Source organism: Ectopseudomonas oleovorans (genome assembly GCF_029845265.1).
GTDB classification, from domain to species: Bacteria; Pseudomonadota; Gammaproteobacteria; order Pseudomonadales; family Pseudomonadaceae; genus Aquipseudomonas; species Aquipseudomonas oleovorans.
The window spans coordinates 49,019-74,358 of record NZ_JAOCLK010000004.1 but is presented as its reverse complement, the minus strand read 5'-3'; the positions used below and the strand labels follow the sequence as shown (position 1 = coordinate 74,358).

The 25,340-nt window shown below is 62.6% G+C and carries 27 protein-coding genes; 16 read left to right on the top strand and 11 right to left on the bottom strand.

Annotation, left to right across the window (positions count from 1 at the left end; genetic code table 11):
* The first annotated feature begins 78 nt into the window (after nt 1–78).
* From mreB to tldD, 8 genes are all read left to right on the top strand, one after another.
* A complete protein-coding gene (mreB, locus tag N5J71_RS03495; RefSeq protein ID WP_074855433.1) occupies nt 79–1,116 on the top strand; it encodes a rod shape-determining protein MreB in 1,038 nt (345 codons plus the stop codon).
* A gap of 131 nt (nt 1,117–1,247) precedes the next feature.
* Nucleotides 1,248–2,222 (top strand): rod shape-determining protein MreC, encoded by a 975-nt coding sequence (gene mreC, locus N5J71_RS03490; RefSeq protein WP_004424811.1) that lies wholly within the window; start codon nt 1,248–1,250, stop codon nt 2,220–2,222.
* Entirely contained in the window at nt 2,222–2,710 is a 489-nt protein-coding gene (gene mreD, locus N5J71_RS03485; RefSeq protein ID WP_279916298.1) for a rod shape-determining protein MreD, read from the top strand. The genes mreC and mreD overlap by 1 nt, the downstream gene beginning before the upstream one ends.
* Nucleotides 2,711–2,759: 49 nt before the next feature.
* Nucleotides 2,760–3,362: a Maf family protein gene (locus N5J71_RS03480; RefSeq protein WP_279916297.1), complete on the top strand. Its 603-nt coding sequence runs from the start codon at nt 2,760–2,762 to the stop codon at nt 3,360–3,362.
* A gap of 104 nt (nt 3,363–3,466) precedes the next feature.
* Nucleotides 3,467–4,924, top strand: coding sequence for a ribonuclease G (rng, locus tag N5J71_RS03475; protein WP_004424804.1), 1,458 nt, complete (start codon nt 3,467–3,469; stop codon nt 4,922–4,924).
* A gap of 17 nt (nt 4,925–4,941) precedes the next feature.
* On the top strand, nt 4,942–8,769 hold the full coding sequence (locus tag N5J71_RS03470) for a YhdP family protein (protein ID WP_279916296.1): 3,828 nt from the start codon (nt 4,942–4,944) through the stop codon (nt 8,767–8,769).
* 49 nt (nt 8,770–8,818) lie between these two features.
* Nucleotides 8,819–9,667, top strand: coding sequence for a carbon-nitrogen hydrolase family protein (locus N5J71_RS03465; protein WP_125873834.1), 849 nt, complete (start codon nt 8,819–8,821; stop codon nt 9,665–9,667).
* 2 nt (nt 9,668–9,669) lie between these two features.
* Nucleotides 9,670–11,112 (top strand): metalloprotease TldD, encoded by a 1,443-nt coding sequence (tldD, locus tag N5J71_RS03460; RefSeq protein WP_074855436.1) that lies wholly within the window; start codon nt 9,670–9,672, stop codon nt 11,110–11,112.
* A gap of 21 nt (nt 11,113–11,133) precedes the next feature.
* Here tldD and yjgA read toward each other — a convergent pair whose 3' ends face one another.
* Nucleotides 11,134–11,652 carry a ribosome biogenesis factor YjgA gene (gene yjgA / locus N5J71_RS03455; RefSeq protein ID WP_279916295.1) on the bottom strand — a complete coding sequence of 173 codons (519 nt, stop codon included), beginning with the start codon at nt 11,650–11,652 and terminating at the stop codon, nt 11,134–11,136.
* Between the two features lie 129 nt (nt 11,653–11,781).
* On the opposite strand from yjgA, the gene pmbA reads away from it, so the two are divergent.
* Nucleotides 11,782–13,128 carry a metalloprotease PmbA gene (gene pmbA / locus N5J71_RS03450; RefSeq protein WP_074855438.1) on the top strand — a complete coding sequence of 449 codons (1,347 nt, stop codon included), beginning with the start codon at nt 11,782–11,784 and terminating at the stop codon, nt 13,126–13,128.
* Nucleotides 13,129–13,183: 55 nt separating this feature from the next.
* Here the strand turns inward: pmbA and N5J71_RS03445 are convergent, their stop codons facing one another.
* From N5J71_RS03445 to N5J71_RS03400, 10 genes are all read right to left on the bottom strand, one after another.
* Nucleotides 13,184–13,456: an HPr family phosphocarrier protein gene (locus N5J71_RS03445; RefSeq protein ID WP_003459230.1), complete on the bottom strand. Its 273-nt coding sequence runs from the start codon at nt 13,454–13,456 to the stop codon at nt 13,184–13,186.
* A 14-nt stretch (nt 13,457–13,470) separates the two neighbouring features.
* Entirely contained in the window at nt 13,471–14,328 is an 858-nt protein-coding gene (gene rapZ, locus N5J71_RS03440; RefSeq protein ID WP_143506206.1) for an RNase adapter RapZ, read from the bottom strand.
* Between the two features lie 2 nt (nt 14,329–14,330).
* Nucleotides 14,331–14,795, bottom strand: coding sequence for a PTS IIA-like nitrogen regulatory protein PtsN (gene ptsN, locus N5J71_RS03435; protein ID WP_279916294.1), 465 nt, complete (start codon nt 14,793–14,795; stop codon nt 14,331–14,333).
* A 12-nt stretch (nt 14,796–14,807) separates the two neighbouring features.
* Complete coding sequence (gene hpf / locus N5J71_RS03430) at nt 14,808–15,116, bottom strand: ribosome hibernation-promoting factor, HPF/YfiA family (RefSeq protein ID WP_279916293.1); 309 nt, start codon at nt 15,114–15,116, stop codon at nt 14,808–14,810.
* Nucleotides 15,117–15,215: 99 nt separating this feature from the next.
* Nucleotides 15,216–16,709 carry an RNA polymerase factor sigma-54 gene (locus N5J71_RS03425; RefSeq protein ID WP_074855439.1) on the bottom strand — a complete coding sequence of 498 codons (1,494 nt, stop codon included), beginning with the start codon at nt 16,707–16,709 and terminating at the stop codon, nt 15,216–15,218.
* Nucleotides 16,710–17,002: 293 nt separating this feature from the next.
* Nucleotides 17,003–17,728 (bottom strand): LPS export ABC transporter ATP-binding protein, encoded by a 726-nt coding sequence (gene lptB, locus N5J71_RS03420; protein WP_003459236.1) that lies wholly within the window; start codon nt 17,726–17,728, stop codon nt 17,003–17,005.
* Nucleotides 17,728–18,267: a lipopolysaccharide transport periplasmic protein LptA gene (gene lptA, locus N5J71_RS03415; protein ID WP_003459239.1), complete on the bottom strand. Its 540-nt coding sequence runs from the start codon at nt 18,265–18,267 to the stop codon at nt 17,728–17,730. Before lptA ends, lptB begins: the two co-directional genes overlap by 1 nt.
* Nucleotides 18,254–18,820 carry an LPS export ABC transporter periplasmic protein LptC gene (lptC, locus tag N5J71_RS03410; protein WP_003459241.1) on the bottom strand — a complete coding sequence of 189 codons (567 nt, stop codon included), beginning with the start codon at nt 18,818–18,820 and terminating at the stop codon, nt 18,254–18,256. The genes lptA and lptC overlap by 14 nt, the downstream gene beginning before the upstream one ends.
* 8 nt (nt 18,821–18,828) lie before the next feature.
* Nucleotides 18,829–19,350: a KdsC family phosphatase gene (locus N5J71_RS03405; protein WP_278618948.1), complete on the bottom strand. Its 522-nt coding sequence runs from the start codon at nt 19,348–19,350 to the stop codon at nt 18,829–18,831.
* Nucleotides 19,350–20,324, bottom strand: a complete 975-nt coding sequence (locus N5J71_RS03400; RefSeq protein WP_279916292.1) for a KpsF/GutQ family sugar-phosphate isomerase — start codon at nt 20,322–20,324, stop codon at nt 19,350–19,352. The genes N5J71_RS03405 and N5J71_RS03400 overlap by 1 nt, the downstream gene beginning before the upstream one ends.
* 296 nt (nt 20,325–20,620) lie before the next feature.
* Between N5J71_RS03400 and N5J71_RS03395 the strand changes: the two genes are divergently transcribed.
* The 7 genes from N5J71_RS03395 to murA all read left to right on the top strand — a co-directional run bounded on the left by N5J71_RS03395 (nt 20,621) and on the right by murA (nt 25,295).
* Nucleotides 20,621–21,430, top strand: a complete 810-nt coding sequence (locus N5J71_RS03395; RefSeq protein ID WP_279916291.1) for an ATP-binding cassette domain-containing protein — start codon at nt 20,621–20,623, stop codon at nt 21,428–21,430.
* Nucleotides 21,430–22,227: a lipid asymmetry maintenance ABC transporter permease subunit MlaE gene (gene mlaE / locus N5J71_RS03390; RefSeq protein ID WP_003459255.1), complete on the top strand. Its 798-nt coding sequence runs from the start codon at nt 21,430–21,432 to the stop codon at nt 22,225–22,227. The genes N5J71_RS03395 and mlaE overlap by 1 nt, the downstream gene beginning before the upstream one ends.
* Nucleotides 22,227–22,697, top strand: coding sequence for an outer membrane lipid asymmetry maintenance protein MlaD (gene mlaD, locus N5J71_RS03385; protein ID WP_017678927.1), 471 nt, complete (start codon nt 22,227–22,229; stop codon nt 22,695–22,697). The genes mlaE and mlaD overlap by 1 nt, the downstream gene beginning before the upstream one ends.
* Nucleotides 22,698–22,711: 14 nt before the next feature.
* A complete protein-coding gene (locus tag N5J71_RS03380; RefSeq protein WP_279916289.1) occupies nt 22,712–23,344 on the top strand; it encodes an MlaC/ttg2D family ABC transporter substrate-binding protein in 633 nt (210 codons plus the stop codon).
* Nucleotides 23,341–23,649, top strand: a complete 309-nt coding sequence (locus N5J71_RS03375; RefSeq protein WP_003459265.1) for an STAS domain-containing protein — start codon at nt 23,341–23,343, stop codon at nt 23,647–23,649. Before N5J71_RS03380 ends, N5J71_RS03375 begins: the two co-directional genes overlap by 4 nt.
* Before the next feature lie 118 nt (nt 23,650–23,767).
* On the top strand, nt 23,768–24,007 hold the full coding sequence (locus tag N5J71_RS03370; RefSeq protein ID WP_003459267.1) for a BolA family protein: 240 nt from the start codon (nt 23,768–23,770) through the stop codon (nt 24,005–24,007).
* A 22-nt stretch (nt 24,008–24,029) separates the two neighbouring features.
* Nucleotides 24,030–25,295, top strand: coding sequence for a UDP-N-acetylglucosamine 1-carboxyvinyltransferase (murA, locus tag N5J71_RS03365; protein ID WP_279916288.1), 1,266 nt, complete (start codon nt 24,030–24,032; stop codon nt 25,293–25,295).
* The last annotated feature ends 45 nt before the right edge of the window (nt 25,296–25,340 follow it).

The window sequence follows — 25,340 nt, the reverse complement described above, 5'->3', positions numbered from 1 at the left end:
TTAGAGTTTGCCGCACTTTTTACCTGCGCGTTTTGCGCGCCTGGCCTTCACCCACGCGTTGCCTAGGGTCCCTTCCTAATGTTCAAGAAACTGCGTGGCATGTTTTCCAGCGATCTGTCGATCGACCTGGGCACTGCCAATACCCTTATTTATGTACGCGAGCGCGGTATTGTCCTGGATGAGCCGTCCGTAGTCGCCATCCGCACCCACGGCAACCAGAAGAGTGTTGTGGCCGTCGGCACCGAGGCCAAGCGCATGCTCGGTCGTACGCCTGGCAACATTTCCGCGATTCGCCCGATGAAAGACGGCGTGATCGCCGACTTCAGCGTCTGCGAAAAGATGCTGCAGTACTTCATCAACAAGGTTCATGAAAACAGCTTCCTGCAGCCTTCGCCGCGTGTGCTGATCTGCGTACCGTGCAAGTCGACCCAGGTCGAGCGCCGGGCCATTCGTGAATCGGCGCTCGGTGCTGGTGCCCGTGAAGTGTTCCTGATCGAAGAACCGATGGCCGCTGCCATCGGTGCCGGCCTGCCGGTCGAAGAGGCGCGCGGTTCGATGGTCGTCGACATCGGCGGTGGTACCACCGAGATTGCCCTGATTTCCCTGAATGGTGTGGTTTACGCCGAATCCGTCCGTGTCGGCGGCGACCGTTTCGACGAGGCCATCATCACCTACGTGCGCCGCAACTACGGTTCGCTGATCGGTGAAGGCACTGCTGAACGTATCAAGCAGGAAATCGGCACCGCCTATCCGGGCGGCGAGATCCGTGAAGTCGACGTACGCGGCCGCAACCTGGCTGAAGGCGTACCGCGCAGTTTCACCCTCAACTCCAACGAAGTGCTCGAAGCGCTGCAGGAATCCCTGGCGACCATCGTCCAGGCGGTCAAGAGCGCGCTGGAGCAATCGCCGCCCGAGCTGGCCTCGGACATCGCCGAGCGCGGCCTGGTGCTGACCGGTGGTGGCGCGCTGCTGCGTGATCTGGACAAGCTGCTCTCCCAGGAAACCGGCCTGCCGGTGATCGTTGCCGAAGACCCGCTGACCTGCGTCGCCCGTGGCGGCGGCAAGGCCCTGGAAATGATGGATCGCCACGCCATGGACCTGCTCTCCACCGAGTAAGGGGTTCGCTAGTGGCTCGCCGTCGTGCCGCCCTCGGGCGGCACGCGCATATTCGAGCATTGCAGTACACTCGGCCCAACCTTCGCCTGACCGGTTTGCCTTTCGCATGAATTCGCGCGCTTTTCGCCCCTGTGGCGCACGAGGAGCAGGTCATTAAGCCGCTCTTCGCCAAAGGTCCCTCGCTGGGCATTCGTCTGCTGGTATTTGCCGTACTGTCGGCGGTGCTGATGGTGGTCGATGCCCGCTTCGAGACGCTCAAGCCGCTGCGCAGCCAGATGGGGCTGGTGCTCACGCCTTTCTATTGGCTGGCCGATGTGCCCGTACGCGTCTGGGATGGGGCAACTCAGCAGATTTCCTCGCGCAGCGAACTGATGGCCGAGAACGAGAAGCTCAAGGCCGAGGCTCTGCTGCTGCAGCGTCGCCTGCAGAAGCTGGCAGCGCTGACCGAGCAGAACGTGCGTCTGCGCGAACTGCTCAACTCCGCGGCGCTGGTGGATGAAGAAGTGCTGGTTGCTGAGCTGATCGGCGTCGATCCCAATCCCTATACCCACCGCATCCTGATCGACAAGGGCGAGAAGGATGGCGTGTTCCTCGGGCAGCCGGTGCTCGATGCGCGCGGGCTGATGGGCCAGGTGGTCGAGATCATGCCCTACACCTCGCGGGTGCTGTTGCTCACCGATAACACCCACAGCATCCCGGTACAGGTCAACCGTAACGGTCTGCGTGCCATCGCCGTCGGTACCGGCAACCCGGAGCGCCTGGAGCTGCGTCACGTCGCCGATACCGCCGATATCAAGGAGGGCGATCTGCTGGTCAGTTCCGGCATGGGCCAGCGCTTCCCGGCCGGCTACCCGGTGGCCACGGTCAAGGAAGTGATTCATGACTCCGGCCAGCCTTTCGCCATCGTCCGTGCCGTACCGACCGCTGCGCTCAATCGCAGCCGTTATCTGCTGTTGGTGTTCTCCGACCGGCGCACGCCCGAGGAGCGCGCCAACGATTCCGCCGAGGCCCAGGAAGCCGCCGACCGCGAAGCCGAGCAGGCGCGCAATGGCGAGCCGGCCGCTGACGCACCGGCCGCTGACGCCCCCGCACAGGAGAGTAACTGATGGCTGGCGTACAGCCCCGTAACGGCTGGGTGATCTGGCTGAGCCTGGCGCTCGGTTTGTTGCTCAGTGTTTCGCCGTTGCCCGAATTCATGCAGATCGGTCGCCCGCTTTGGGTCGCCTTGATTCTCACCTATTGGGTACTGGCTCTGCCGCATCGTGTCGGCATGACCACCGCCTGGATTCTTGGCCTGGCGCAGGACGTGCTGTTCGGCACCCTGCTCGGGCAGAACGCCTTGATCCTCACCCTGATCACCTTTCTGGTGCTGAGTCTGCACCAGCGCCTGCGCATGTTCCCCATGTGGCAGCAGAGCATGGTGCTGATGGTGGTGTTCGGTCTCGCCCAGCTGGTTCAGCTGTGGCTCAACGCCCTGACCGGCAGCCGTCCGCCGACGCTGGCCTTCGTCTTGCCGGCACTGGTCAGTGCCCTGCTATGGCCCTGGATCTGCGCCATTCTGCGCAGCCTGCATCTGCGCCTCAACGTCAACTGAGCGCAGCCAGACGCATGGCTGGCTGCGGTCGCTCATAGGAGATACCCGCATGGCCACGCTGTTTCTGGCTTCCGCCTCGCCCCGTCGTCGTGAATTGCTGGCTCAGATCGCTGTGCCTTGCGTCACGCAAATCGCTTCGATAGACGAAACCCCATTGCCAGATGAGCCGCCAGCAGCCTATGTAGAGCGTCTGGCGCGTGACAAAGCGCGCGCCGGTCTGCTCGCCTTGGGCGGGCGTGACGATGCCGTGGTGTTGGGCGCCGACACCGCTGTGGTGCTCGATGGACGCATTCTTGGCAAACCGGCGGACCTCAATGAGTCGCGCGCCATGCTGCAGGCCCTGTCCGGGCGCAGCCATCAGGTGCTGACGGCCGTGGCGTTGGTCGGTGGTGGCCGCGAGGCGGTGCGAGTGGTCAGCAGCGAGGTGAGCTTTCGTCCTATCAGCGAGGCGGAAATCGAGGCCTACTGGGCCAGCGGCGAGCCATGTGACAAAGCGGGCAGTTATGGTATCCAGGGGTTGGCAGCCGTGTTCGTCAGCGGCTTGCAGGGCAGCTATTCGGCAGTGGTCGGTCTGCCGCTGTGCGAAACTGCAGAGCTGCTTGGCGAATTTGGTATTGCCTGCTGGCAGTTGCCGGCGCAAGGGCCGCGCTAAGACCCCAGGCGGTGGCTGCATTGGTAGTTTTTTGGACGTGCCCGAAAGCTTGAGTCCGCGGGGCGGTGCAGTGGCCCGGCCGGCATGATCACCAGGATGGATGCATGAGCGAAGAGATTCTGATCAATATCACGCCGATGGAGTCGCGCGTGGCGGTGGTGGAAAACGGCGTGCTGCAGGAAGTGCACGTCGAGCGTACGCAGAAGCGCGGCATCGTCGGCAATATCTACAAAGGCAAGGTGGTGCGTGTGCTGCCCGGCATGCAGGCGGCCTTCGTCGATATTGGCCTGGAGCGTGCAGCCTTCATTCATGCTTCCGAGATTTCCGCCCGCGAGGGCACTGCGGTGGAGCCGATCAGCGCCCTGGTCCACGAAGGGCAGAGCCTGGTGGTGCAGGTCACCAAGGACCCTATCGGCAGCAAGGGGGCGCGTCTGACCACTCAGTTGTCGATCCCTTCGCGTTATCTGGTGTACATGCCACGCACCAGTCATGTCGGTATTTCCCTGAAGATCGAAGACGAAGCAGAGCGCGAGCGCCTCAAGCAGGTGGTCGCCGATTGCGTCGCAGCCGAAGGCATCGAGGAGGCCGGCGGCTTCATCCTGCGCACCGCTGCCGAGGGCGCAGGTGCTGATGAAATCCTGATCGACATCCGTTATCTGCGCCGCCTCTGGGACCAGATCGGTGCGCAGATTCAGAACTGCAAGGCGCCCACGGTGATCTACGAGGATCTGTCCCTGGCGCTGCGTACCTTGCGTGACCTGGTCAGCCCGCGGACCGAGAAGATTCGCGTGGACTCGCGGGAAAACTTCCAGAAAATCACGCAGTTCGTCGCCGAATTGATGCCGGAGATCGCTGATCGTCTCGAGCATTATCCTGGCGAGCGGCCGATCTTCGACCTGTACGGTGTCGAGGACGAAATCCAGCGCGCACTGGAGCGCAAGGTGCCGCTGAAGTCCGGCGGTTACCTGGTGGTCGACCCCGCCGAGGCGATGAGCACCATCGACGTCAACACCGGCGCCTTCGTCGGCCATCGCACCCTCGAAGAAACCATCTTCAAGACCAATCTCGAGGCAGCCACCGCCATTGCCCGTCAGCTACGCCTGCGCAACCTGGGCGGCATCATCATCATCGACTTCATCGACATGGAAGATGAAGAGCATCAGCGCCAGGTGCTGCGCACCCTGGAAAAGCAGCTCGAGCGTGATCACGCCAAGACCAACATCATCGGCATCACCGAGCTCGGCCTGGTGCAGATGACCCGCAAGCGCACGCGCGAAAGTCTCGAGCAGATTCTCTGCGAGCCCTGCAGCGCCTGTCAGGGTCGCGGCAAGCTGAAGACGCCGGAGACCATTTGCTACGAGATCTTCCGTGAGATTCTGCGTGAAGCCCGCGCCTACCAGGCGGAAAGCTATCGCGTGCTGGCCAATCAGAAGGTGGTCGATCGCCTGCTCGATGAAGAGTCGGGCAACGTCGCTGATCTGGAAGCCTTCATTGGACGTACCATCAAGTTCCAGGTGGAAACCATGTATTCCCAGGAACAGTACGACGTGGTGCTGCTCTGAGCACGGGGACTGTCGAGGTGAACGCTCTGGCGCGCCTGTTTGCGGCGCTGCTGCGCTGGGGCCTGGGTCTTTGCGCCGCCGTGCTGGTGCTGGCCGCGCTGTACGTCAGCCTGGGCCGTGAGCTGGTGCCGCTGGTGGCTGAATACCGGCTCGAACTGGAAGATCGTGTCACGGCGCAGCTGGGTGTGCCGGTACGTATCGGTCGCCTCGAAGGTCGTTGGCAGGGCTTTGCCCCGGTGCTGGAGGCGCATGACGTGCGCCTGGGCAGCGAAGAGGAAGGCCTGAGCCTGGAGCGCGTACGACTGGTACCGGATGTGGGCGGCAGCCTGTTGGCACGCCAGCCGCGCATCGCCCACCTGCAGTTCGACGGGCTGCAGCTGAACGTGCAGCAGAACGCCGATGGTGGCTGGCGGGTGCAAGGGATGCCACAGCGCAGCGGTCCCGAGCTGGATGTCGAACAGCTGCTGGAACAGTTGCAGATCGTGCACCGCATCAGTCTGCTCGACAGTCGCGTGGTGCTGCAGCCGCTCGATCAGGCACCGCTGCTGCTCAGCTACGTTAGCTTGAGCCTGCGCTATGGCAACAACAGCCAGCGCCTCGATGGGCGCCTGTTGCTGCCCGATGGTCAGCCGGTGGCGCTGCGACTGCGCACGCGCATGCAGCCCAAAACCTGGCGCGAGGCGCAGTCCGAGCTTTATCTGAGCCTGCCGCAGAGCGACTGGGCCGCCTGGCTGCCGAAATCGCTACTTGGCGACTGGCAGCTACAGCGCCTGCAGGCTGGCGGCGAGCTGTGGCTGGAGGGCCGTGGTCTGGTCCTGGACAGGGGCGCCTTGCGTCTGCACGCCCCCGAGCTGGCCGGCGGCCAGGCCAAGCATGAAGCAGTGACGCTCAAGGACCTGGCCTTCAACGCCTTCTTCACTCAAGACAAGCAGGGTGTGCGGGCGCAGATCGACTCCCTGGCTTTGACCCATGGTGAGCAGCGCATCGGCGATCTACACCTGAACCTGAACCTGAATCAGAAGGACGTGGGCGAGGTTGACGAGCGTTGGGCGCTAAGCGCCGATCGCCTCGATCTGGCGGCCTGGGCGCCGCTGGTGCAGGCGTTGGTGCCGATGCCTGATGCAGCCCGCGATGTCCTGGTCGCGCTGGCGCCGGTGGGCGCGGTCAACAACCTGCTGCTCGACTATTACCCGCAACGTGAAGGCGCCGAGCGCCTGCAGTTCGCCGCCAATCTGGACAGGGTGGGCATCCAGGCCTACCACGGTGCGCCGGCTGCCGAGAACGTCAGTGGCAGTGCCTCGGGCAATATGTTCCAGGGCGAGCTGCGCCTGAACAGCGAAAATTTCGCCCTGCATCTGGATCAACTGTTCCCCAAGCCCTGGCGCTATCGTCATGCCCAGGCGCGCTTGAGCTGGGACTGGAATGAAACCGGCCTGACCCTGTACAGCCCCTATATGCGCGTGGATGGCGAGGAGGGGCAGGTCGCCGGTGACATGCTGATCCGCCTGCTGCGCGACCCAGAGGCCGAGGACTACATGGACCTGCGTGTCGGCATGCGCGACGGCGATGTGGCCTACACCGAGAAGTACCTGCCGAGTCGCGCGCCGGGTATGAGCGCCGAGCTCGACCAATGGCTGAAGACTGCTATTCGTGCTGGCCATGTCGAAGAAGGTTACTTCCAGTATCAGGGCTCGCTGAACAAGGGCGCACCGTTGGGGGCACGCAGCCTCAGCCTGTTCTTCAAGGTCAAGGATGCCGAGCTGGCCTTCCAGCCCGGTTGGCCGTCGCTGCGCGAGGGCGTGGGTGAGGTGCTGATCGAGGATGATGCAGTGCGCGTGCGTCTGCAGAGCGGGCGCTTGCAGGAAAGTACGGTCAGTAATGTCGTGGCCAATATTCCACTGTTGCACGACGGCAAGCCGCCGCGCCTGCAGCTCGATGGTGAGGTGCAGGGCAGCCTGAGTGATGCCATCAAGCTGTTGCAGGAGGCACCACTGGGAACAGCGGAAATCTTCGACGGCTGGCAGGGCGAGGGGCCTCTGGCCGGGCGCCTGCAACTGGATATTCCGCTGCAAAAAGGGGGGCCACCTGTTGTGGTGGTGGACTTCGCCACCGAGGGGGCGCGCCTCAAGCTGACCAATCCTGATTTGCAGCTGAGCAACCTGCAGGGGGCGTTTCGCTTCAACAGTGCCGCTGGCTTGAGCGCGCCGGATGTGCGTGCCGAGGTCTTCGGTCGCCCGGTACGCGGCAAGATCAGCGCCGAGGGTGCGCGTGGCAAGGCGCTTACACGTTTCGATCTGCGTGGCCAGGTGCAGGTCGAAACTCTCAGCCAATGGCTGGGCGGGCCGCAGAAGCTGCCGGCCAGCGGACTGCTGCCTTATCGCCTGCGCCTGACCCTGGATGGCGATGACAGTCAATTACGCGTCGACTCCAACCTGCGTGGTGTGGCGGTCGAGCTACCAGCCCCGTTCGGCAAGACGGCGCAGCAGGCGCGTGATGCCAGCTGGCGCATGACCCTGGCCGGTCGTGAGCGCCGCTACTGGGCCGAATATGGTGATCTGGCCAGCCTGAATCTGGCCGCACCTCCAGGCGCGCTGGCTGAGGGGCGGGGTGAACTGGTGCTCGGTGGTGCCCCGGCGGGGTTGCCGCCTGGCCAGGGGCTGCGCGTGCGCGGGCGCTTGGACGAACTGGATCTCGATGCCTGGAAGCAACTCGGCAGCAATCATCCGGTCAGGTTGGATGCTGATAGCCAGCGCCTGCTACGCAGTGCACGGCTGGATGTCGGACGCTTCCGTGGTTTTGGTCAGGAGGTCGAGCAACTGACGCTTGGCCTGGCGCGAGAAGGCCAGGCCTGGGCCTTGCAGATCGACAGTGAGTTGGCCGCCGGGCGTGTGCTGTTGGCCGATCGTGCGGACACGCCGATTGCCATCGATCTGCAGTATGTACGCCTGCCGGCGCCTGACGCCGAAGCAGCGAAGGTCGTCGATGCGCCTGATCCCCTGGCCGATTTCGATCCCGGCACGCTGCCGGCCATGGATATCCGTATTCAGCGTGTACAGCGTGGCGACAAGGTGCTGGGCGCCTGGTCGCTCAAGGTCAGGCCCGAGGCGCAGGGCGTGCGTTTCGATGAACTCGACCTCGATCTGCAGGGGCTGAAGATTGGTGGTAGTGGTGGCTGGCGAGGCACGCCTGGCAACACCCAAAGCTGGTACAAGGGGCGTCTGCAGGGCAAGGATCTCGGCGACATTCTGCAAGCCTGGGATTATGCCCCCAGCGTTACCAGCGAAAGTTTCCGGGTAGACGCCGATGCTACCTGGCCCGGTTCTCCGGCGTGGTTCTCGCTCCGGCGTTTCTCCGGAAATCTCGATCCTTCGCTACGCAAGGGCCAGTTCGTCGAAGTGCAGGGCTCGGCCCAGGCGCTGCGGGTATTCGGCCTGCTCAACTTCAACTCGATTGGCCGGCGTCTGCGCCTGGACTTCTCCGACCTGCTGGGCAAGGGGCTGAGTTACGACCGGGTCAAGGGTAACCTGCAGGCCACCAATGGTCTGTTCGTCACCCGGGAGCCGATCACCCTGACGGGGCCGTCCAGCAACCTGGAGCTCAATGGCAATCTGGACATGCGCGATGAGCGCATCGACGCCAAGCTGCTGGTGACCCTGCCGGTGACCAACAACTTGCCACTGGCAGCACTTATTGTCGGCGCGCCGGCCATTGGCGGGGCGTTGTTCGTGGCCGACAAGTTGCTCGGTGACAAGGTTGCGCGTTTCGCCAGCGTCCAGTACGACGTCAAGGGCCCGCTGCAGGATCCGCAGATCAGCTTCGACAAACCCTTCGAAAAACCGCAATGAAGTCGCTTCTTGGCGTAGGCTGTTGCATCAAGCCCTGAAGAGTGTCGCCATGAATCTCGCTGTAATCCAGATGGTCAGCCAGGATGACGTGCAAACCAATCTGCGCCTGGCGCGGCGCATGCTGGAGCGTGCAGCCCAGGGCGGTGCGCGCCTTGTCGTGCTGCCCGAGAATTTCGCTGCCATGGGCCGCCGCGACCTGGCTGCCATCGGGCGGGCCGAGGCGTTGGGCGAGGGGCCGATCCTGCCCTGGTTGAAACGCGCTGCTCGTGACCTCAGTTTATGGATAGTGGCCGGCACCTTGCCGCTACCGCCGGATGATGATGCCGACGGCAAACCGCACGCCTGCTCATTGTTGATCGACGATCAGGGCGAGCGTGTGGCCCGTTACGACAAGCTGCATCTGTTCGATGTCGAGGTGGCCGACAACCGTGGCCGTTATCGCGAGTCCGATGATTTCGCCCATGGCCAACGCGTCGTGGTGGCGGATACGCCGGTCGGGCGTCTGGGCCTGAGCGTATGTTATGACTTGCGCTTCCCCGAGCTGTTCACTGCGCTGCGTGAAGCCGGCGCCGAGCTGATCAGCGTGCCGGCGGCGTTCACCGCCGTGACTGGCGCGGCGCATTGGCAGGTGCTGACCCGCGCCCGTGCCATCGAAACCCAGTGCTATGTGCTGGCCGCCGGGCAGGGCGGCGAGCACCCGGGGCAGCGCATGACCTTTGGCCATTCGGCGATCATCGACCCCTGGGGTAAGGTAGTGGTCGAGCAGGATCAGGGCGACGGTGCTCTGCTGGCTGCCCGTGATGCCGCCGAGCAGGCGAACATTCGCCAACGCATGCCGGTGCAGCAGCACCGCCGATTCTTTTCATCGGACGTACCGCGTCCGATCGTTGTGGAGTGACCATGAATACGATGTTGCAATCCGTCAGCGAGCACCTGCTTGCGCCCGGTAACCTGACGTTCGACAGCCTCAGCAGCGTACTGGGTGACGTCGCAGGCCCAGGTATCGATGCCGCCGACCTGTACTTTCAAAGCCAGGTTTCGGAAACCTGGGTATTGGAGGATGGCATCGTCAAGGAAGGCAGTTTCAATCTCGATCAGGGGGTCGGTGTGCGCGCCCAGTCGGGCGAGAAGACCGGTTTTGCCTACAGCAACGCCATCAGCCTCGATGCCCTGACGCAAGCTGCCCGGGCCGCACGTTCGATCTCGCGCGCCGGCCAACAGGGCCGCGTGCAGGCGTTCGTCAGCCCGCAGGTGACCCAGTTGTATGCCGAAGACAACCCACTGAACGTCATGGACCGCGCCGAGAAGGTTGAATTGCTGCAGCGTATCGACCGTGCCACGCGCGCGCTGGATCCGCGCATCAAGCAGGTTACCGTGAGCCTGGCCGGGGTTTGGGATCGCATTCTGGTGGCGGCCCACGACGGCAGCCTCAGCGCTGATATCCGCCCGCTGGTGCGCTTCAATGTCAGTGTCATCGTCGAGCAGAACGGGCGCCGCGAGCGCGGTGGCCATGGCGGCGGCGGACGTACCGACTACCGCTATTTTCTGGAAGAAGACCGCGCCATGGGCTATGCCCGCGAGGCGCTGCGTCAGGCGCTGGTCAACCTCGAAGCCATCGCTGCACCCGCTGGCAGCATGCCGGTGGTGATGGGCGCTGGCTGGTCCGGCGTGCTGCTGCATGAAGCGGTCGGCCACGGCCTGGAAGGCGACTTCAACCGCAAGGGCAGCTCGGCCTACAGCGGCCAAGTCGGGCAGAAGGTGGCGTCCAGCCTGTGCACCATCGTCGACGACGGCACCCTGGCCGGACGGCGTGGCTCGCTCAGCGTCGACGACGAAGGCACGCCGACCCAGTGCACCACGCTGATCGAGAATGGCGTGCTCAAGGGTTACATGCAGGACAAGCTCAACGCGCGCCTGATGGGCGTGGCCGCCACCGGCAACGGTCGTCGTGAATCCTATGCGCACCTGCCGATGCCGCGCATGACCAACACCTACATGCTGGCCGGCGAGAGCGACCCGGAGGAAATCATCCGCTCGGTGAAGAAAGGCATCTACTGCGCCAATCTTGGCGGCGGTCAGGTGGACATCACCAGCGGCAAGTTCGTCTTTTCCACCAGCGAGGCCTACCTGATCGAGGACGGCAAGATCACCGCGCCGGTCAAGGGCGCCACCCTGATTGGCAATGGCCCGGAGGCCATGAGCCGGGTGTCCATGGTCGGCAACGACCTGGCGCTGGACAGCGGCGTCGGCACCTGCGGCAAGGACGGCCAGTCGGTGCCGGTAGGCGTCGGCCAGCCGACGCTGAAGATCGACGCGATCACCGTAGGTGGTACCGGCGCGTGAGTCGCGCCGGTATGACGATGTCTAGCGTAGGCCGCGCTGGATTTCGTCAAGCTCACGGATGTACTTGAACACCTTGCGCGCCGCGGCTGGTGGCTTGTTGCGCGCCGCTTCGTGCTGCGCATGACGCACCAGGCCACGCAGGTGCTGGACGTCAGCGTCGGGGTAGAGCTCGACGAAGCTTTCCAGCGCGCTGTCGCCTTCGGCGATCAGGCGGTCGCGCCAGCGTTCGAGGGCATGGAAGCGTTCGTTGTACTCGCGGGTGGAGCTGTCCACCTGGTCGAGCATGGCGCCGATCACGTCGACATCCTGTTCGCGCATCAGCTTGCCGATGAACTGGATGTGGCGTTTGCGCGCGGCATTGGCGGTATGTTTCGGCGCTTCGGCGAGCGCGCGGCGTAGGGCATCGGTCAGTGGCATCTTGGCCAGCAGATCCGCCTTGAGCGTGGTCAGTCGCTCGCCAAGGTCCTGCAGGGCATGCAGTTCGCGTTTGACCTGGGATTTGCTCTTCTCCAGGGAGAAGTCGTCGTAGGAATCAGACATGGGGTGGGTCCAGAGGGAAACGCCGCCATGATAGCAGTAACCGTGACTGCCGGCCCGCGGACGGGCAGTCGAGAGCAGGCCTTGGGTTTCGTACAAAGAGTGCCTGCGCCAAGAGAATCGGGAGTGGTTATGAGTGAAGTAGAACGCATCGGGCCGCAGGCCTTGCCAGTGCTGCAAGAGCAGGTCGAGGCCATTCTCGCCGAAGCCAGGCGCCAGGGTGCCAGTGCCTGCGAGGTGACGGTATCGGCTGGTCAGGGTCTGTCCACCACGGTGCGCCAGGGCGAAGTGGAGACCGTCGAATTCAATCGCGACCAGGGTTTCGGCATCACCCTGTATGTGGGCCAGCGCAAGGGCTCGGCCAGCACCTCGGCCACCGGAAGCGAGGCCATTCGCGAGACCGTGGCGGCAGCCCTGGCGATTGCCAAACATACCAGCGAGGACGAGTGCGCCGGCCTGGCCGATGCCGCGCTGATGGCCCGTGAACTGCCTGAACTCGATCTCTATCACCCCTGGTCGATCACCCCTGAACAGGCGGTGGAGCAGGCGCTGGCCTGCGAGGCCGCGGCTTTCGCCGCTGACACGCGGATCAAGAACGCCGATGGCACCAGCCTCAATACCCACCAAGGCTGTCGCGTATACGGCAACAGCCACGGCTTCGTCGGCGGTTACGCCAGCACCCGCCATAGCCTGAGCTGCGTGATGATCGCCGAAGGAGAAGGGCAGATGCAGCGCGACTACTGGTATGACGTCAACCGTCAGGGTGAACTACTGGCTGATGCTAAGGGTATCGGCCAGCGGGCTGCCGAGCGTGCGGTCAGCCGCCTTGGTGCACGACCGGTACCGACCTGTGAGGTGCCGGTGCTGTTCGCTGCCGAGCTTGCCGGCGGGTTGTTCAGTCACCTGCTGGCGGCAATCTCGGGCGGCAATCTCTATCGTCACTCCTCTTTCCTCGAAGGCGCACTCGGCCAGCGTCTTTTTCCCGAGTGGCTGACTCTAGACGAGCGTCCGCACCTGCCGCGCGCACTGGGCAGCGCGGCTTTCGATGGTGATGGCCTGGCCACTTATGCCAAGCCGTTCGTGGAGAAGGGAGAGCTGGTGTCCTACGTACTTAGCACCTATTCCGGGCGCAAGCTGGGTTTGCCGAGCACTGCCAACTCAGGAGGTGTGCACAACCTGTTCATCACCCATGGCGATGAGGATCAGCAGGCGCTGATTCGGCGCATGGGGCGCGGTTTGCTGGTTACCGAGCTGATGGGCCAGGGGCTGAATCTGGTGACGGGGGATTACTCGCGCGGCGCGGCGGGCTTCTGGGTGGAGAACGGCGAGATCCAGTTCCCGGTGCAGGAGGTAACCATCGCCGGCAATCTGCGCGACATGTTCCGCCAGGTCGTTGCAGTCGGTTGTGACCTGGAGCGGCGTGGCAATATCTGCACCGGCTCGGTGCTGATCGAGAAGATGACCGTCGCCGGCAGTTGAAGTCGGCAGTAACGACAAGGCCACCCGTGGGTGGCCTTCGTTTTGGCTGGAGGTATTACTCGCCTTCGTCGAAGTAGTTCTCTATCAGGCCTACCAGGGCGGCCATCGCTTCTTCGTCCTGCTCGCCTTCGGTCAGCAGGTGCACATTGGTGCCCTTGCCGGCAGCCAGCATCATCACCGCCATGATGCTCTTGCCGTCTACCAGGCTGTCGGCGCTGCGGCCGATGCGCACTTGGCAGGGGTAGGTGCTCGCTACACCGACGAACTTCGCCGCGGCGCGGGCATGCAGACCAAGTTTGTTGATGATGGTGATTTCACGTGCTGGCATCGCGGCAGGATTCCTTAGCTGAGGTCGCGGTGACGCACCTGGACGTTCTTCAGCGAGTCTTTGAGTGCCTGGCTCAGGCGGTTGGCCAGGTACACCGAGCGGTGGTGACCACCGGTGCAGCCAATGGCGATGGTGACATAGGCGCGGTTGCTGGCGGCGAAGCGTGGCAGCCATTTTTCCAGATAGGCGAGGATGTCCTGATACATCTCCTCGACCTCCGGCTGCGCAGCCAGGTAGTCGATCACCGGTTGATCCAGGCCGGAGTAGTCGCGCAGTTCCGGCTTCCAGTAGGGATTGGGCAGGCAGCGTGCATCGAACACCAGATCGGCGTCCACCGGCATACCGCGCTTGAAGCCGAAGGACTCGACGAGAAAGGCGGTTCCGGTCTGTGTCTGGCCGAGCAGGCGCAGTTTGAGCGTATCGCGCAGCTGGTAGAGATTCAGGCGGGTGGTGTCGATCTTCAGATCGGCACGATCGGTGATCGGCGCCAACAGCAGACTTTCGTACGCAATGGCTTCGGCCAGCGAGCGGTTATCGTTGGTCAGCGGGTGGCGTCTGCGGGTTTCGGAAAAGCGCTTGAGCAGGGTTTCGTCTTCGGCGTCGAGATACAGCACATCGCAGCGGATATTACGTTTGCGTACTTCTTCGAGCAGCTCCGGAAAGCGCTTGAGCTGGCTCAGCAGGTTGCGTGCATCAATGGAAACGGCCACTTGCGGCAGCAGCATGTCGCTGTGCGGCAGGAAGCGCTCGGCGAGGTCCGGCAGCAGACCGGCCGGCAGGTTGTCGATGCAGTAGAAACCGTTGTCCTCAAGTACATCGAGGGCGGTGCTCTTGCCCGAGCCCGAGCGACCGCTGACGATGATCAGGCGCATGTTTATTGACCGTTCTGAATGTCCACGACGACCTGATAGAGATCTTCGCCGCTCTTGGCCTGGCGCAGACGTTCACGTACATCCTGGCGATCAAGCATGCTGGCGATCTGGCGCAGCAGGTCGAGGTGGGCATCGGTGGCCGCCTCCGGCACCAGCAGGACGAACAGCAGGTCGACCGGTGCGCCGTCGATGGCGTCGAAGTCGACTGCCGTCTCCAGGTGCAGGACTGCACTGATCGGGGCACTGCAGCCAGCCAGGCGGCAGTGGGGAATGGCGATGCCGTTGCCGAAGCCGGTGGAGCCGAGCTTCTCGCGGGCGATGAGGCTTTCGAAGACGTCCTGGGCATCCAGGTCGGGCAGGTCGCGCGCAACCAGATTGGCGATCTGTTCGAGCACGCGTTTCTTACTGCCGCCCGGCACGTTCACCAGGGAACGGCCGGGGGTCAGGATATTTTCAAGTCGGATCATGGATAGGGAATGTTAGCGGGCCGTGGCGCCTTGCAGACGCTCGAGCTGCTTTTCCTTGTGCTTGATGAGTTGACGGTCGAGTTTATCGGCCAACAGGTCGATGGCAGCGTACATATCCTGATGTTCGGCATTGGCGACGATTTCGCCGCCGGCGACATGCAGGGTGGCTTCGATCTTCTGCTTGAGTTTCTCGACCTCCATGGTCACCTGTACGTTGGTGATCTTGTCGAAGTGGCGTTCCAGTCGGCCGAGTTTCTCGCCGATGTAGTCACGCAGGGCGTCGGTCACATCCAGCTGATGTCCACTGATGTTGACTTGCATACCGCTTTCTCCTTGTTGCCTTGTGTAAGAGACGGGCCCTATTCGACCCGCCGCCGGAACACGTTGGCCTGAAGACCTTGTGCCTTCAGTCGATCTGGCCTACATCAGTCGCTTGCGCTCACTGGAGGGCGCTATACCGAGGGACTCGCGATACTTGGCGACCGTCCGACGGGCGACTTGGATGCCTTGTGCCTCCAGTAAACCAGCGATCTTGCTGTCGCTCAACGGCTTTTTCGCGTTTTCTGCTGCAACCAGTTTTTTGATGATCGCGCGGATCGCGGTGGACGAGCATTCGCCGCCTTCGGAGGTGCTGACGTGGCTGGAGAAGAAATATTTCAGCTCGTAAATGCCACGCGGGGTGTGCATGAATTTCTGCGTGGTAACGCGTGAAATCGTCGACTCGTGCATACCCACGGCTTCGGCGATGTCGTGCAGCACCAGAGGCTTCATCGCCTCGTCGCCGTAGTCGAGGAAGCCACGCTGGTGCTCAACGATCTGTGTGGCCACCTTCATCAGCGTTTCGTTGCGGCTCTGCAGGCTTTTGATGAACCAGCGGGCCTCCTGCAACTGGTTGCGCATGAAGGTGTTATCGGCGCTGGAGTCTGCGCGTTTGACGAAGCCGGCATACTGCGGGTTGACCCTCAGGCGCGGCATGGCTTCCTGGTTCAGCTCCACCAGCCAGCGTTCGTTATGCTTGCGCACGATAACGTCGGGCACGACGTATTCCGGTTCGCTGGACTCGATCTGCGAACCCGGACGCGGATTCAGGCGCTGGATCAGGTCGATGACCTGGCGCAGTTCGTCTTCCTTGAGCTTGGTGCGACGCATCAGCTGGGCGTAATCGCGGCTGCCGAGCAGCTCCAGATAGTCGCCGACCACGCGCTGGGTTTCGTTCAGCCAGGGGGTGTTGGCAGGCAACTGACGCAGTTGCAGCAGCAGACACTCGCGCAGGTCGCGGGCGCCGATACCGGCCGGTTCGAACTGCTGGATGCGGTGCAGCACCACTTCCACTTCGTCCAGTTCGACATCCAGCTCGGGGTCGAAGGATTCGGTCACTTCCTCGAGCGTTTCCTCGAGGTAACCGTCGTTATTGATGCAGTCGATCAGGGTGGCGGCGATCAGGCGGTCCTTGTCCGACATGGGGGCCAGATTCAGTTGCCAGAGCAGATGGCTGTGCAGGCTCTCGCCACTGGAAGTGCGGGTGGTGAAGTCCCACTCGTCATCGTCGTTGCTGGGCAGGCTGCTGGCGCTGGTCTGGTAGATGTCTTCCCAGGCGGTATCGACCGGCAGCTCGTTGGGGATGCGCTCGCCCCACTCGCCTTCTTCCAGGTTGTCCACCGTGGGGGTGGTTTCCTGGTAGCTGTCCTCCTTGTTCGGGTTCGGAGTGGCGCTTTCGGCGCCATCGGCCATTGGATCGCTGTTGTCGAAGTCGTCGCCGTCTTCCTGGCGCTCGAGCATGGGATTGGATTCCAGTGCCTCCTGTATTTCCTGTTGCAGGTCCAGGGTAGACAATTGGAGGAGGCGGATAGCCTGTTGCAGCTGCGGGGTCATCGTCAGCTGCTGGCCCATCTTGAGGACTAGCGATGGTTTCATTGCAGACCTTAATTTACTGGCGAGTTACGCCTTCCACATCAGGGCGCCGAAGCGCCGCCAGGAAGCAAATTATATGCCTGAATTTCTCGTTTTTGCCTAGGGGTTGCAATATTTCTGTAGCGAAATAGTGAGCGACCTACAGGTTGTGTGAAAGCGTAGCGAGCGAAGGTGAGGCAATACCGATGGCGGCCCCGCAAAAACAGGCGAGAAAGCGCAGTTTACGACTGTAAATGAGCATTTTGAGCCTGTTTTTAACGCAGCATCACCGAGTGCAGTAGTTTTCACGCAGCCTGCTACAGGCGGAATTCGTGGCCCAGGTAAACCTCTTTCACCGTCTGGTTGGCGAGGATGGTCTCGGCGTCACCTTCGGCGATCAGTTGCCCATCGTTGACGATGTAGGCGGTTTCGCAGATGTCCAGGGTTTCGCGCACGTTGTGATCGGTGATCAGGATGCCGATGCCCTTGGTCTTGAGGTGATGGATGATCTGCTTGATATCGCCGACGGAGATCGGGTCGACCCCGGCAAAGGGTTCGTCGAGCAGAATGAACTTGGGGTTGGTGGCCAGCGCGCGGGCAATCTCCACGCGGCGTCGCTCACCGCCGGACAGGCTCATGCCGAGGCTGTCGGCGATATGGTGGATATGGAATTCCTGCAGCAGGCTTTCCAGTTCCGCCTGGCGCCCGGCGCGGTCCAGGTCCTTGCGCGTTTCGAGGATGGCCATGATGTTGTCGGTCACCGACAGCTTGCGGAAGATCGAGGCTTCCTGCGGCAGGTAGCCGATGCCGGCGCGCGCGCGACCGTGCATGGGCTGATGACTGACGTCGAGGTCGTCGATAAGCACGCGGCCCTGGTCGGCGCGTACCAGGCCGACGATCATGTAGAAGCAGGTGGTCTTGCCGGCGCCGTTGGGGCCGAGCAGGCCAACGATCTGACCGCTTTCGATGCTCAGGCTGACGTCACGCACGACCTGGCGGCTCTTGTAGCTTTTCGCCAGGTGTTGGGCTTTGAGAATGGCCATTACTGCTGCTGATCCGCGGGTTTGTTCTTCGGTTGGATGACCATGTCGATACGCGGGCGCGGCGTGCTGATGTTGCCGCCTGTTGCGCGGCCGGCGTTGACGATCTGGCGGCGGGTGTCATAGACGATCTTCTCGCCTTCGAAGGTATTGCCTTCCTGAATCACCTTGGCCTGGTCGATCAGTACGATGCGCTCATTGCTGGCGAAGTACTGGATGGTCTTGCCGTAGGCCTTGACGATGTCCTTGTCCACGGCTGGCTTCTGCTCGTAGTACGCCAGATTGCCCACCGAGGTGAAGACGTCGATATCGCCGCTGGCGGTCTGGGTGATGGTGACGGTGTCACCCGTGATCTTCAGGGTGCCTTGAGTGATGATCACATCGCCGCGGTAGACGGCTACACCTTGTCGGTCATCCAGTTCTGCGCTGTCGGCCTGGATGCGAATCGGTTGATCACGATCCGATGGCAGTGCCCAGGCAGCCGCGCTTCCCAATGCGGCGCCGAGGCTGAGAATCAGGGGGAGGGTATTAACGAACCTCATGCTGGCCTCTTACGTTGGACTGCAGGAGCATCCTGCCGTCATTCAAGTACGCTTTCATTCCTTGTGCCGTGGTTACCCCGTTGGCCGCGACGATTCTAACGGCTTGCTCGGTCTGCGCATATTCCTTGTCAGGAATAACGGTCATGCGGCTGCTGGTGATGATGGTTGGACGGTTCTTGGCGTCGGTGCGGGCGATGCGCACGTCGTCGATCAGTTCTACCTCGACGCCGCCAGGCGAGACTTCGGCGCGCTGGCTGGTGACTTCCCAGGGCAGCTCGGTGCCGCGATAGAGCTCCAGCTTGGGGGCGTCGATCAGGGTGATGTCGGTGCTTTTGATGTGCTCGAGCTTGTCCGCGGTCATGCGGTAGTGCAGTTTGCCGTCATCCTGGAACTGCACGGTGCGCGCGCCCACTGCATAGAAGTCAACGACGTTGTTGTCGCTGGCCCGCTGGGCTTGGCGTGCGCTGTCCGGGGCAAGGTTCCAGTAGCCGAGTGCGGCCACGACGACTGCAATCAGAGCAAAGATCAGAGTGTTGAGGATTTTACGCGGCATGCTGTTCTCTACAGGTAGGCGGCCTGGGCCGCATCCAGTGTGCCCTGGGCACGCATGATCAGTTCGCAGAATTCCCGTGCCGCGCCGTCGCCGCCGCGCGCCTGGGTGACGCCATGGGCGTGCTGACGCACGAAGCTGGCGGCGCTGGCTACGGCCATGCCCAATCCGACCCGGCGAATCACCGGAAGGTCTGGTAGGTCGTCACCAAGATAGGCGACCTGTTCATAGCTTAGGCCGAGTTCGGCGAGCAGGCCGTCGAGTACCACGAGTTTGTCTTCACGACCCTGGAACAGGTGCTGGATACCCAGGTTATTGGCGCGGCGCTCGACCACCGGGGTTTTGCGCCCGCTGATGATGGCGGTGCGCACACCTGAGTTGATCAGCATTTTGATGCCGTGACCGTCGAGTGTGTTGAAGGTCTTGAACTCGCTGCCGTCTTCGAGAAAGTACAGGCGGCCGTCGGTCAACACACCATCGACGTCGAAGATCGCCAGTTTCACGGCGCGTGCGCGTTGCAGCAGTTCGTTCATCACATCACTCCCGCACGCAGCAGATCGCCGAGGTTGAACGCGCCGATCGGGCGATCATTGCCGTCGACTACCACCAGGGCGCTGATCTTGTTGTCTTCCATGATCTTCAGGGCTTCGGCGGCGAGCATCTCGGCGCGAATGGTCTTGCCGTGCGGCGTCATCACGTCGTCGATCCGGGCATCGCGTACATCGATGCCCTTGTCCAGTGCGCGGCGCAGGTCGCCATCGGTGAAGATCCCGGCCAGATGGCCATCAGCCTCCAGGACGGTGGTCATGCCCAGGCCCTTCTGGGTCATTTCCAGCAGGGCGTCACGCAGGCTGGTGCCGCGGGTGACTTGAGGCAGGCTCTCGCCGCTGTGCATCACGTTCTCTACCTTGAGCAGCAGGCGCCGGCCAAGGGCGCCGCCCGGATGGGAAAACGCGAAGTCTTCGGCGGTGAAGCCGCGCGCTTCCAGCAGGGCGATGGCCAGTGCGTCGCCCAGTACCAGGCTGGCGGTGGTCGAGGAGGTCGGCGCCAGGTTGAGTGGGCAGGCTTCCTGCGAGACGCGCGCATCGAGATTGACATCGGCGGCCTTGGCCAATGGAGAATCCGGGTTGCCGGTCATGCTGATCAGGCCGATGCCGAGGCGTTTGATCAGCGGCAGCAGGGTGATGATCTCGGCGGTCGAGCCCGAGTTCGACAGCGCCAGGACGATGTCGTCCTTGGTGATCATGCCCATGTCGCCATGGCTGGCTTCTGCCGGGTGGACGAAGAAAGAGGGGGTGCCGGTGCTGGCCAGGGTCGCAGCGATTTTGTTGCCGATATGCCCGGACTTGCCCATGCCGACTACTACCACGCGTCCCTTGCAACTGAGAATCAGCTCGCAGGCCTTGATGAAATCGGCATTGATGCGGGGCAATAGCTCCTGTACCGCTTCAAGTTCGAGGCGGATGGTGCGCTGCGCGGAATCAATCAGGTCACGGGTCTGGTTCATGCTGGGCAAGGCTGTCGGGCGAAAAAAGACGAGGATTATAACGGGAAAAGCTTGTCGTGCTCACCTTTGCCGTATGCAGGGCAGTGCCGAAGCTGTCGCAAGTCTGAACGCTGCGCCGTGGTGCTATTGGGCGAGATGTTCGGCAAATGCTATAGTTCGCGGCCATTTTGGCCCGATAGGGTCTGTTCCCGTTTCGCTCGCGGCTCGCGATGAAGCGGGAGCAGACCCTAACTGGCGCGTGTCCTCGCTTCTGGAGGCGGCGTCTGCCAGGAAGGCCTGATTTTCAAGGAGTTCAGATGAGCGCCGAGCACGAGTACGCGATCGAGTTGCAGGGCGTGAGCTTTCAGCGCGGCGCGCGGTCGATTTTCGACCAGGTCGATATCCGCATACCGCGCGGCAAGGTGACCGGCATCATGGGGCCGTCCGGCTGCGGCAAGACCACGCTGCTGCGTCTGATCGCTGCCGAGCTGCGTCCTTCGGCCGGTGATGTTCGTGTAGCGGGCGTCAGCCTGCCGAAGCTGTCGCGCGACGAGCTGTTCGACATGCGCAAGCAGATGGGCGTGCTGTTTCAGAGCGGTGCACTGTTCATCGACCTCGATGTGTTCGAGAACGTGGCCTTTCCCCTGCGTGTGCATACCCAACTGCCGGAAGAAATGATCCGCGACATCGTCCTGATGAAGTTGCAGGCCGTTGGCCTGCGCGGAGCGCTGGAGCTGATGCCGGACGAGTTGTCTGGCGGCATGAAGCGCCGTGTCGCGCTGGCCCGAGCCATTGCGCTCGATCCGCAGATTCTGCTGTATGACGAGCCTTTCGTCGGTCAGGACCCCATCGCCATGGGCGTCCTGGTGCGCCTGATCCGCCTGCTCAACGATGCGCTGGGGATCACCAGTGTGGTGGTTTCTCACGATCTTGCAGAAACCGCCAGTATCGCCGACTACATCTATGTCGTCGGTGATGCACAGGTGCTGGGGCAGGGCACACCGGCCGAGTTGATGGAGTCGGATAACCCGCGCATTCGCCAGTTCATGAAGGGCATTCCGGATGGGCCGGTGCCGTTTCATTTTCCGGCGCCGGACTACCGCGAAGATCTGTTGGGGAGAGGTTGATGCGCAGAATTTCACCGCTCGAACGGCTGCGCCTGTTCGGTCGTGCGGGTATCGATGTGGTCGCGACCCTGGGGCGCTCTGTCCTGTTTCTGGTCAACGCTCTGTTCGGGCGCAGCCGCGCCGGCAAGCCTTTTCAACTGTTGATCAAGCAATTGTTCGCGGTTGGCGTGATGTCGCTGGCGATCATCGTCGTGTCCGGCATTTTCATCGGTATGGTGTTGGCCCTGCAGGGCTACAACATTCTGGTCAGCTATGGCTCCGAGCAGGCTGTGGGGCAGATGGTCGCCCTGACCCTGCTGCGTGAACTTGGCCCGGTGGTGACCGCGCTGCTGTTCGCCGGTCGCGCCGGTTCCGCGTTGACCGCCGAAATCGGCAACATGAAGTCCACCGAGCAGCTCTCCAGTCTGGAGATGATCGGCGTCGACCCGCTCAAGTACATCGTCGCGCCGCGGCTGTGGGCCGGCTTCATCTCCATGCCGCTGCTGGCGATGATCTTCTGCGTGGTCGGTATCTGGGGTGCGGCCATGGTCGCCGTGGATTGGCTGGGCGTCTACGAGGGCTCGTTCTGGGCCAACATGCAGAACAGTGTTTCCTTTTATGACGACGTGCTCAATGGCGTGATCAAGAGCATCGTCTTCGCCTTCGTGGTGACCTGGATCGCCGTGTTCCAGGGCTACGACTGTGAACCCACTTCCGAAGGCATCAGCCGTGCGACCACGCGCACCGTGGTGTACGCCTCGCTGGCCGTGCTTGGCCTGGATTTCATTCTGACCGCTTTGATGTTTGGAGATTTCTGATGCAAAACCGCACGCTGGAGATTGGTGTCGGCCTGTTCCTCATGGCCGGTGTGCTGGCCCTGCTGTTGCTGGCCCTGCGCGTCAGCGGCCTGAGCGTCGGCAGTGCTGGCGATACCTACAAGGTCTACGCCTATTTCGACAACATCGCCGGGCTGACCGTGCGCGCCAAGGTCACCATGGCCGGCGTGAGCATCGGCAAGGTCACTGCGATCGATCTGGATCGTGACAGCTACATGGGCCGGGTGACCCTGGAGCTCGATGGCGGCGTCAATAACCTGCCTGAGGATTCCACTGCGTCGATCCTGACTGCGGGGCTGCTCGGTGAGAAATACATCGGCATCAGCGTTGGTGGTGACGAGGAGGTGCTCAAGGACGGCAGCACCATCCACGACACGCAGTCCTCGCTGGTGCTGGAAGACCTGATTGGCAAATTCCTGCTCAATTCGGTCAATAAAGATGAGGCCAATTGATGAGGGCTCCTGACATGTTCAAAACCGTGCGTAATTCCCTGCTGGTGTTGCTGGCTGCCATGCCGCTGCTGGCCATCGCTGCACCAAGCGCCCATGAAGTGGTGCAGCAAACCACCGAAACCCTGCTGGCGGACCTCAAGACCAATAAGGAGCGGTACCGCAACAATCCCAATGCCTTCTACGACTCGCTCAACGAGATTCTCGGCCCGGTGGTGGATGTCGAGGGCATCGCCCGTGGCGTGATGACCGTGCGCTATTCGCGTCAGGCTTCGCCTGAGCAGATGAGCCGCTTTCAGGAGAACTTCAAGCGCAGCCTGATGCAGTTCTATGGCAACGCCCTGCTCGAGTACAACAACCAGGACATTCGTGTGCTGCCAGCCAGCGGCGGGGCCGAGGGCGAGCGCACCTCGGTCGGCATGGAAATTCGTGATGGCAAGGGCGTGGTCTACCCGCTGTCCTACACCATGGTGTTGATCGATGGTCGCTGGAAGTTGCGTAACGTGGTGATCAACGGCATCAACGTCGGCAAGCTGTTCCGCGATCAGTTCGCCCAGTCGATGCAGAACAACCGCAACGATCTCGACAAGGTCATCGACACCTGGGCTGACACAGTCGCCAGGGCGCGTCAGGCTCGAGGCGAATCGTGAGTCAGGCGAGCATTGGCGAGCGCGCTGCTGGGCAATTGCAGCTCAGCGGTGTGCTCGATTACAGCACCGGTCCGCTGCTGCGTGAGCAGGGCGCGCGCCTGATCGCCGCCAGCAGCGCGACGCGTCTGACGCTCGACTGCAGCGCGGTGGAAAAGTCCAGCAGCGTCGGCCTGGCGCTGTTGCTGGCGTTCATGCGCGATGCGCGCAAGGCCGGGCGTGAGCTGACCATCAGCGCGCTGCCCGACGACATGCGCGAGATCGCTCAGGTCAGCGGCTTGCTGGAGTTGCTGCCGCTGCAAGCGTGAAGCGTTTCCCGTCGTTGCGTCTGTGCCGGTGCTGGCGGGGTTCGCAGGCGGGAGGCTTTTTTGTATGATGGCCGACCCGCGGGCGCTGGTAGCCCGAATGCGTCAGTCGAGGTCGAGCATGCAGGCTGCAGAAGTAAAAAGCCTCCTAGAGGAAAAACTCCCGAATACCCAGGTGGAAGTCGAAGGCGAAGGCTGTAACTTCCAGCTCAACCTGATCAGCGACGAACTGGCCGCCCTCAGTCCGGTCAAGCGTCAGCAGCAGATCTATGCTCACCTCAATGCCTGGATCGCCGATGGCAGCATCCATGCGGTGACTATGAAATTCTTCAGCCAGGCCGATTGGGCCGCGCGTTCCTGAGCCTGCGGGCGACGAGATTCCTATGGATAAACTGATCATTACCGGCGGCGTTCGCCTCGATGGCGAAATCCGCATTTCCGGTGCGAAGAACTCTGCGCTGCCGATTCTGGCGGCCACTTTGCTGGGCGACGAGCCCGTCACCATCTGCAACCTGCCGCACCTGCACGACATCACCACCATGATCGAACTGTTCGGTCGCATGGGCATCGAGCCGGTGATCGACGAGAAGCTGGCAGTCGAGGTCGACGCGCGCGCCATCAAGACCCTGGTCGCGCCTTACGAGCTGGTAAAAACCATGCGCGCCTCGATTCTGGTGCTTGGCCCCATGGTTGCGCGTTTCGGTGAGGCCGAGGTGGCGCTGCCGGGCGGCTGCGCCATTGGTTCGCGTCCGGTCGATCTGCACATCCGTGGCCTCGAGGCCATGGGGGCGATCATCGATGTCGAGGGTGGTTACATCAAGGCCAAGGCGCCGGAAGGTGGCCTGCGTGGCGCGCATTTCTTCTTCGATGTGGTCAGCGTGACCGGCACCGAGAACATCATGATGGCCGCGACCCTGGCCAAGGGCCGCAGCGTGCTGGAAAACGCCGCGCGCGAGCCTGAGGTGGTCGACCTGGCCAACTGCCTGATCGCCATGGGTGCGAAGATCCAGGGCGCCGGTACCGACACCATCATCATCGATGGCGTCGAGCGCCTGCACGGTGCGCGTTTCAACGTCATGCCCGACCGTATCGAAACCGGTACCTACCTGGTCGCCGCTGCCGTTACCGGTGGTCGGGTCAAGGTCAAGGATGCCGATCCTTCGACGCTGGAGGCCGTGCTGGCCAAGCTGCAGGAAGCTGGCGCCGAAATCACCACCGGTCCGGACTGGATCGAGCTGGACATGAAGGGCAAGCGCCCGAAGGCCGTCAACCTGCGCACCGCTCCATACCCGGCGTTCCCCACCGACATGCAGGCGCAGTTCATCGCCCTGAATGCCGTAGCCGAAGGCACCGGCACCATCATCGAAACCGTGTTCGAAAACCGCTTCATGCACGTCTACGAGATGCTGCGCATGGGTGCCAACATCCTGGTCGAAGGCAACACCGCGGTGGTTACCGGGGTCGACAAGCTCAAGGGCGCGCCGGTGATGGCGACCGACCTGCGTGCATCGGCGAGCCTGGTGCTGGCCGCACTGGTGGCCGAGGGCGACACGCTGATCGACCGCATTTACCACATCGACCGTGGTTACGAGTGCATCGAGGAAAAACTGCAGCTGCTCGGTGCCAAGATCCGCCGCGTTCCGGGTTAAGTCTCCACTGCCCTATGGCCGTCTCCCTTGGGGCGGCCGCTTCCG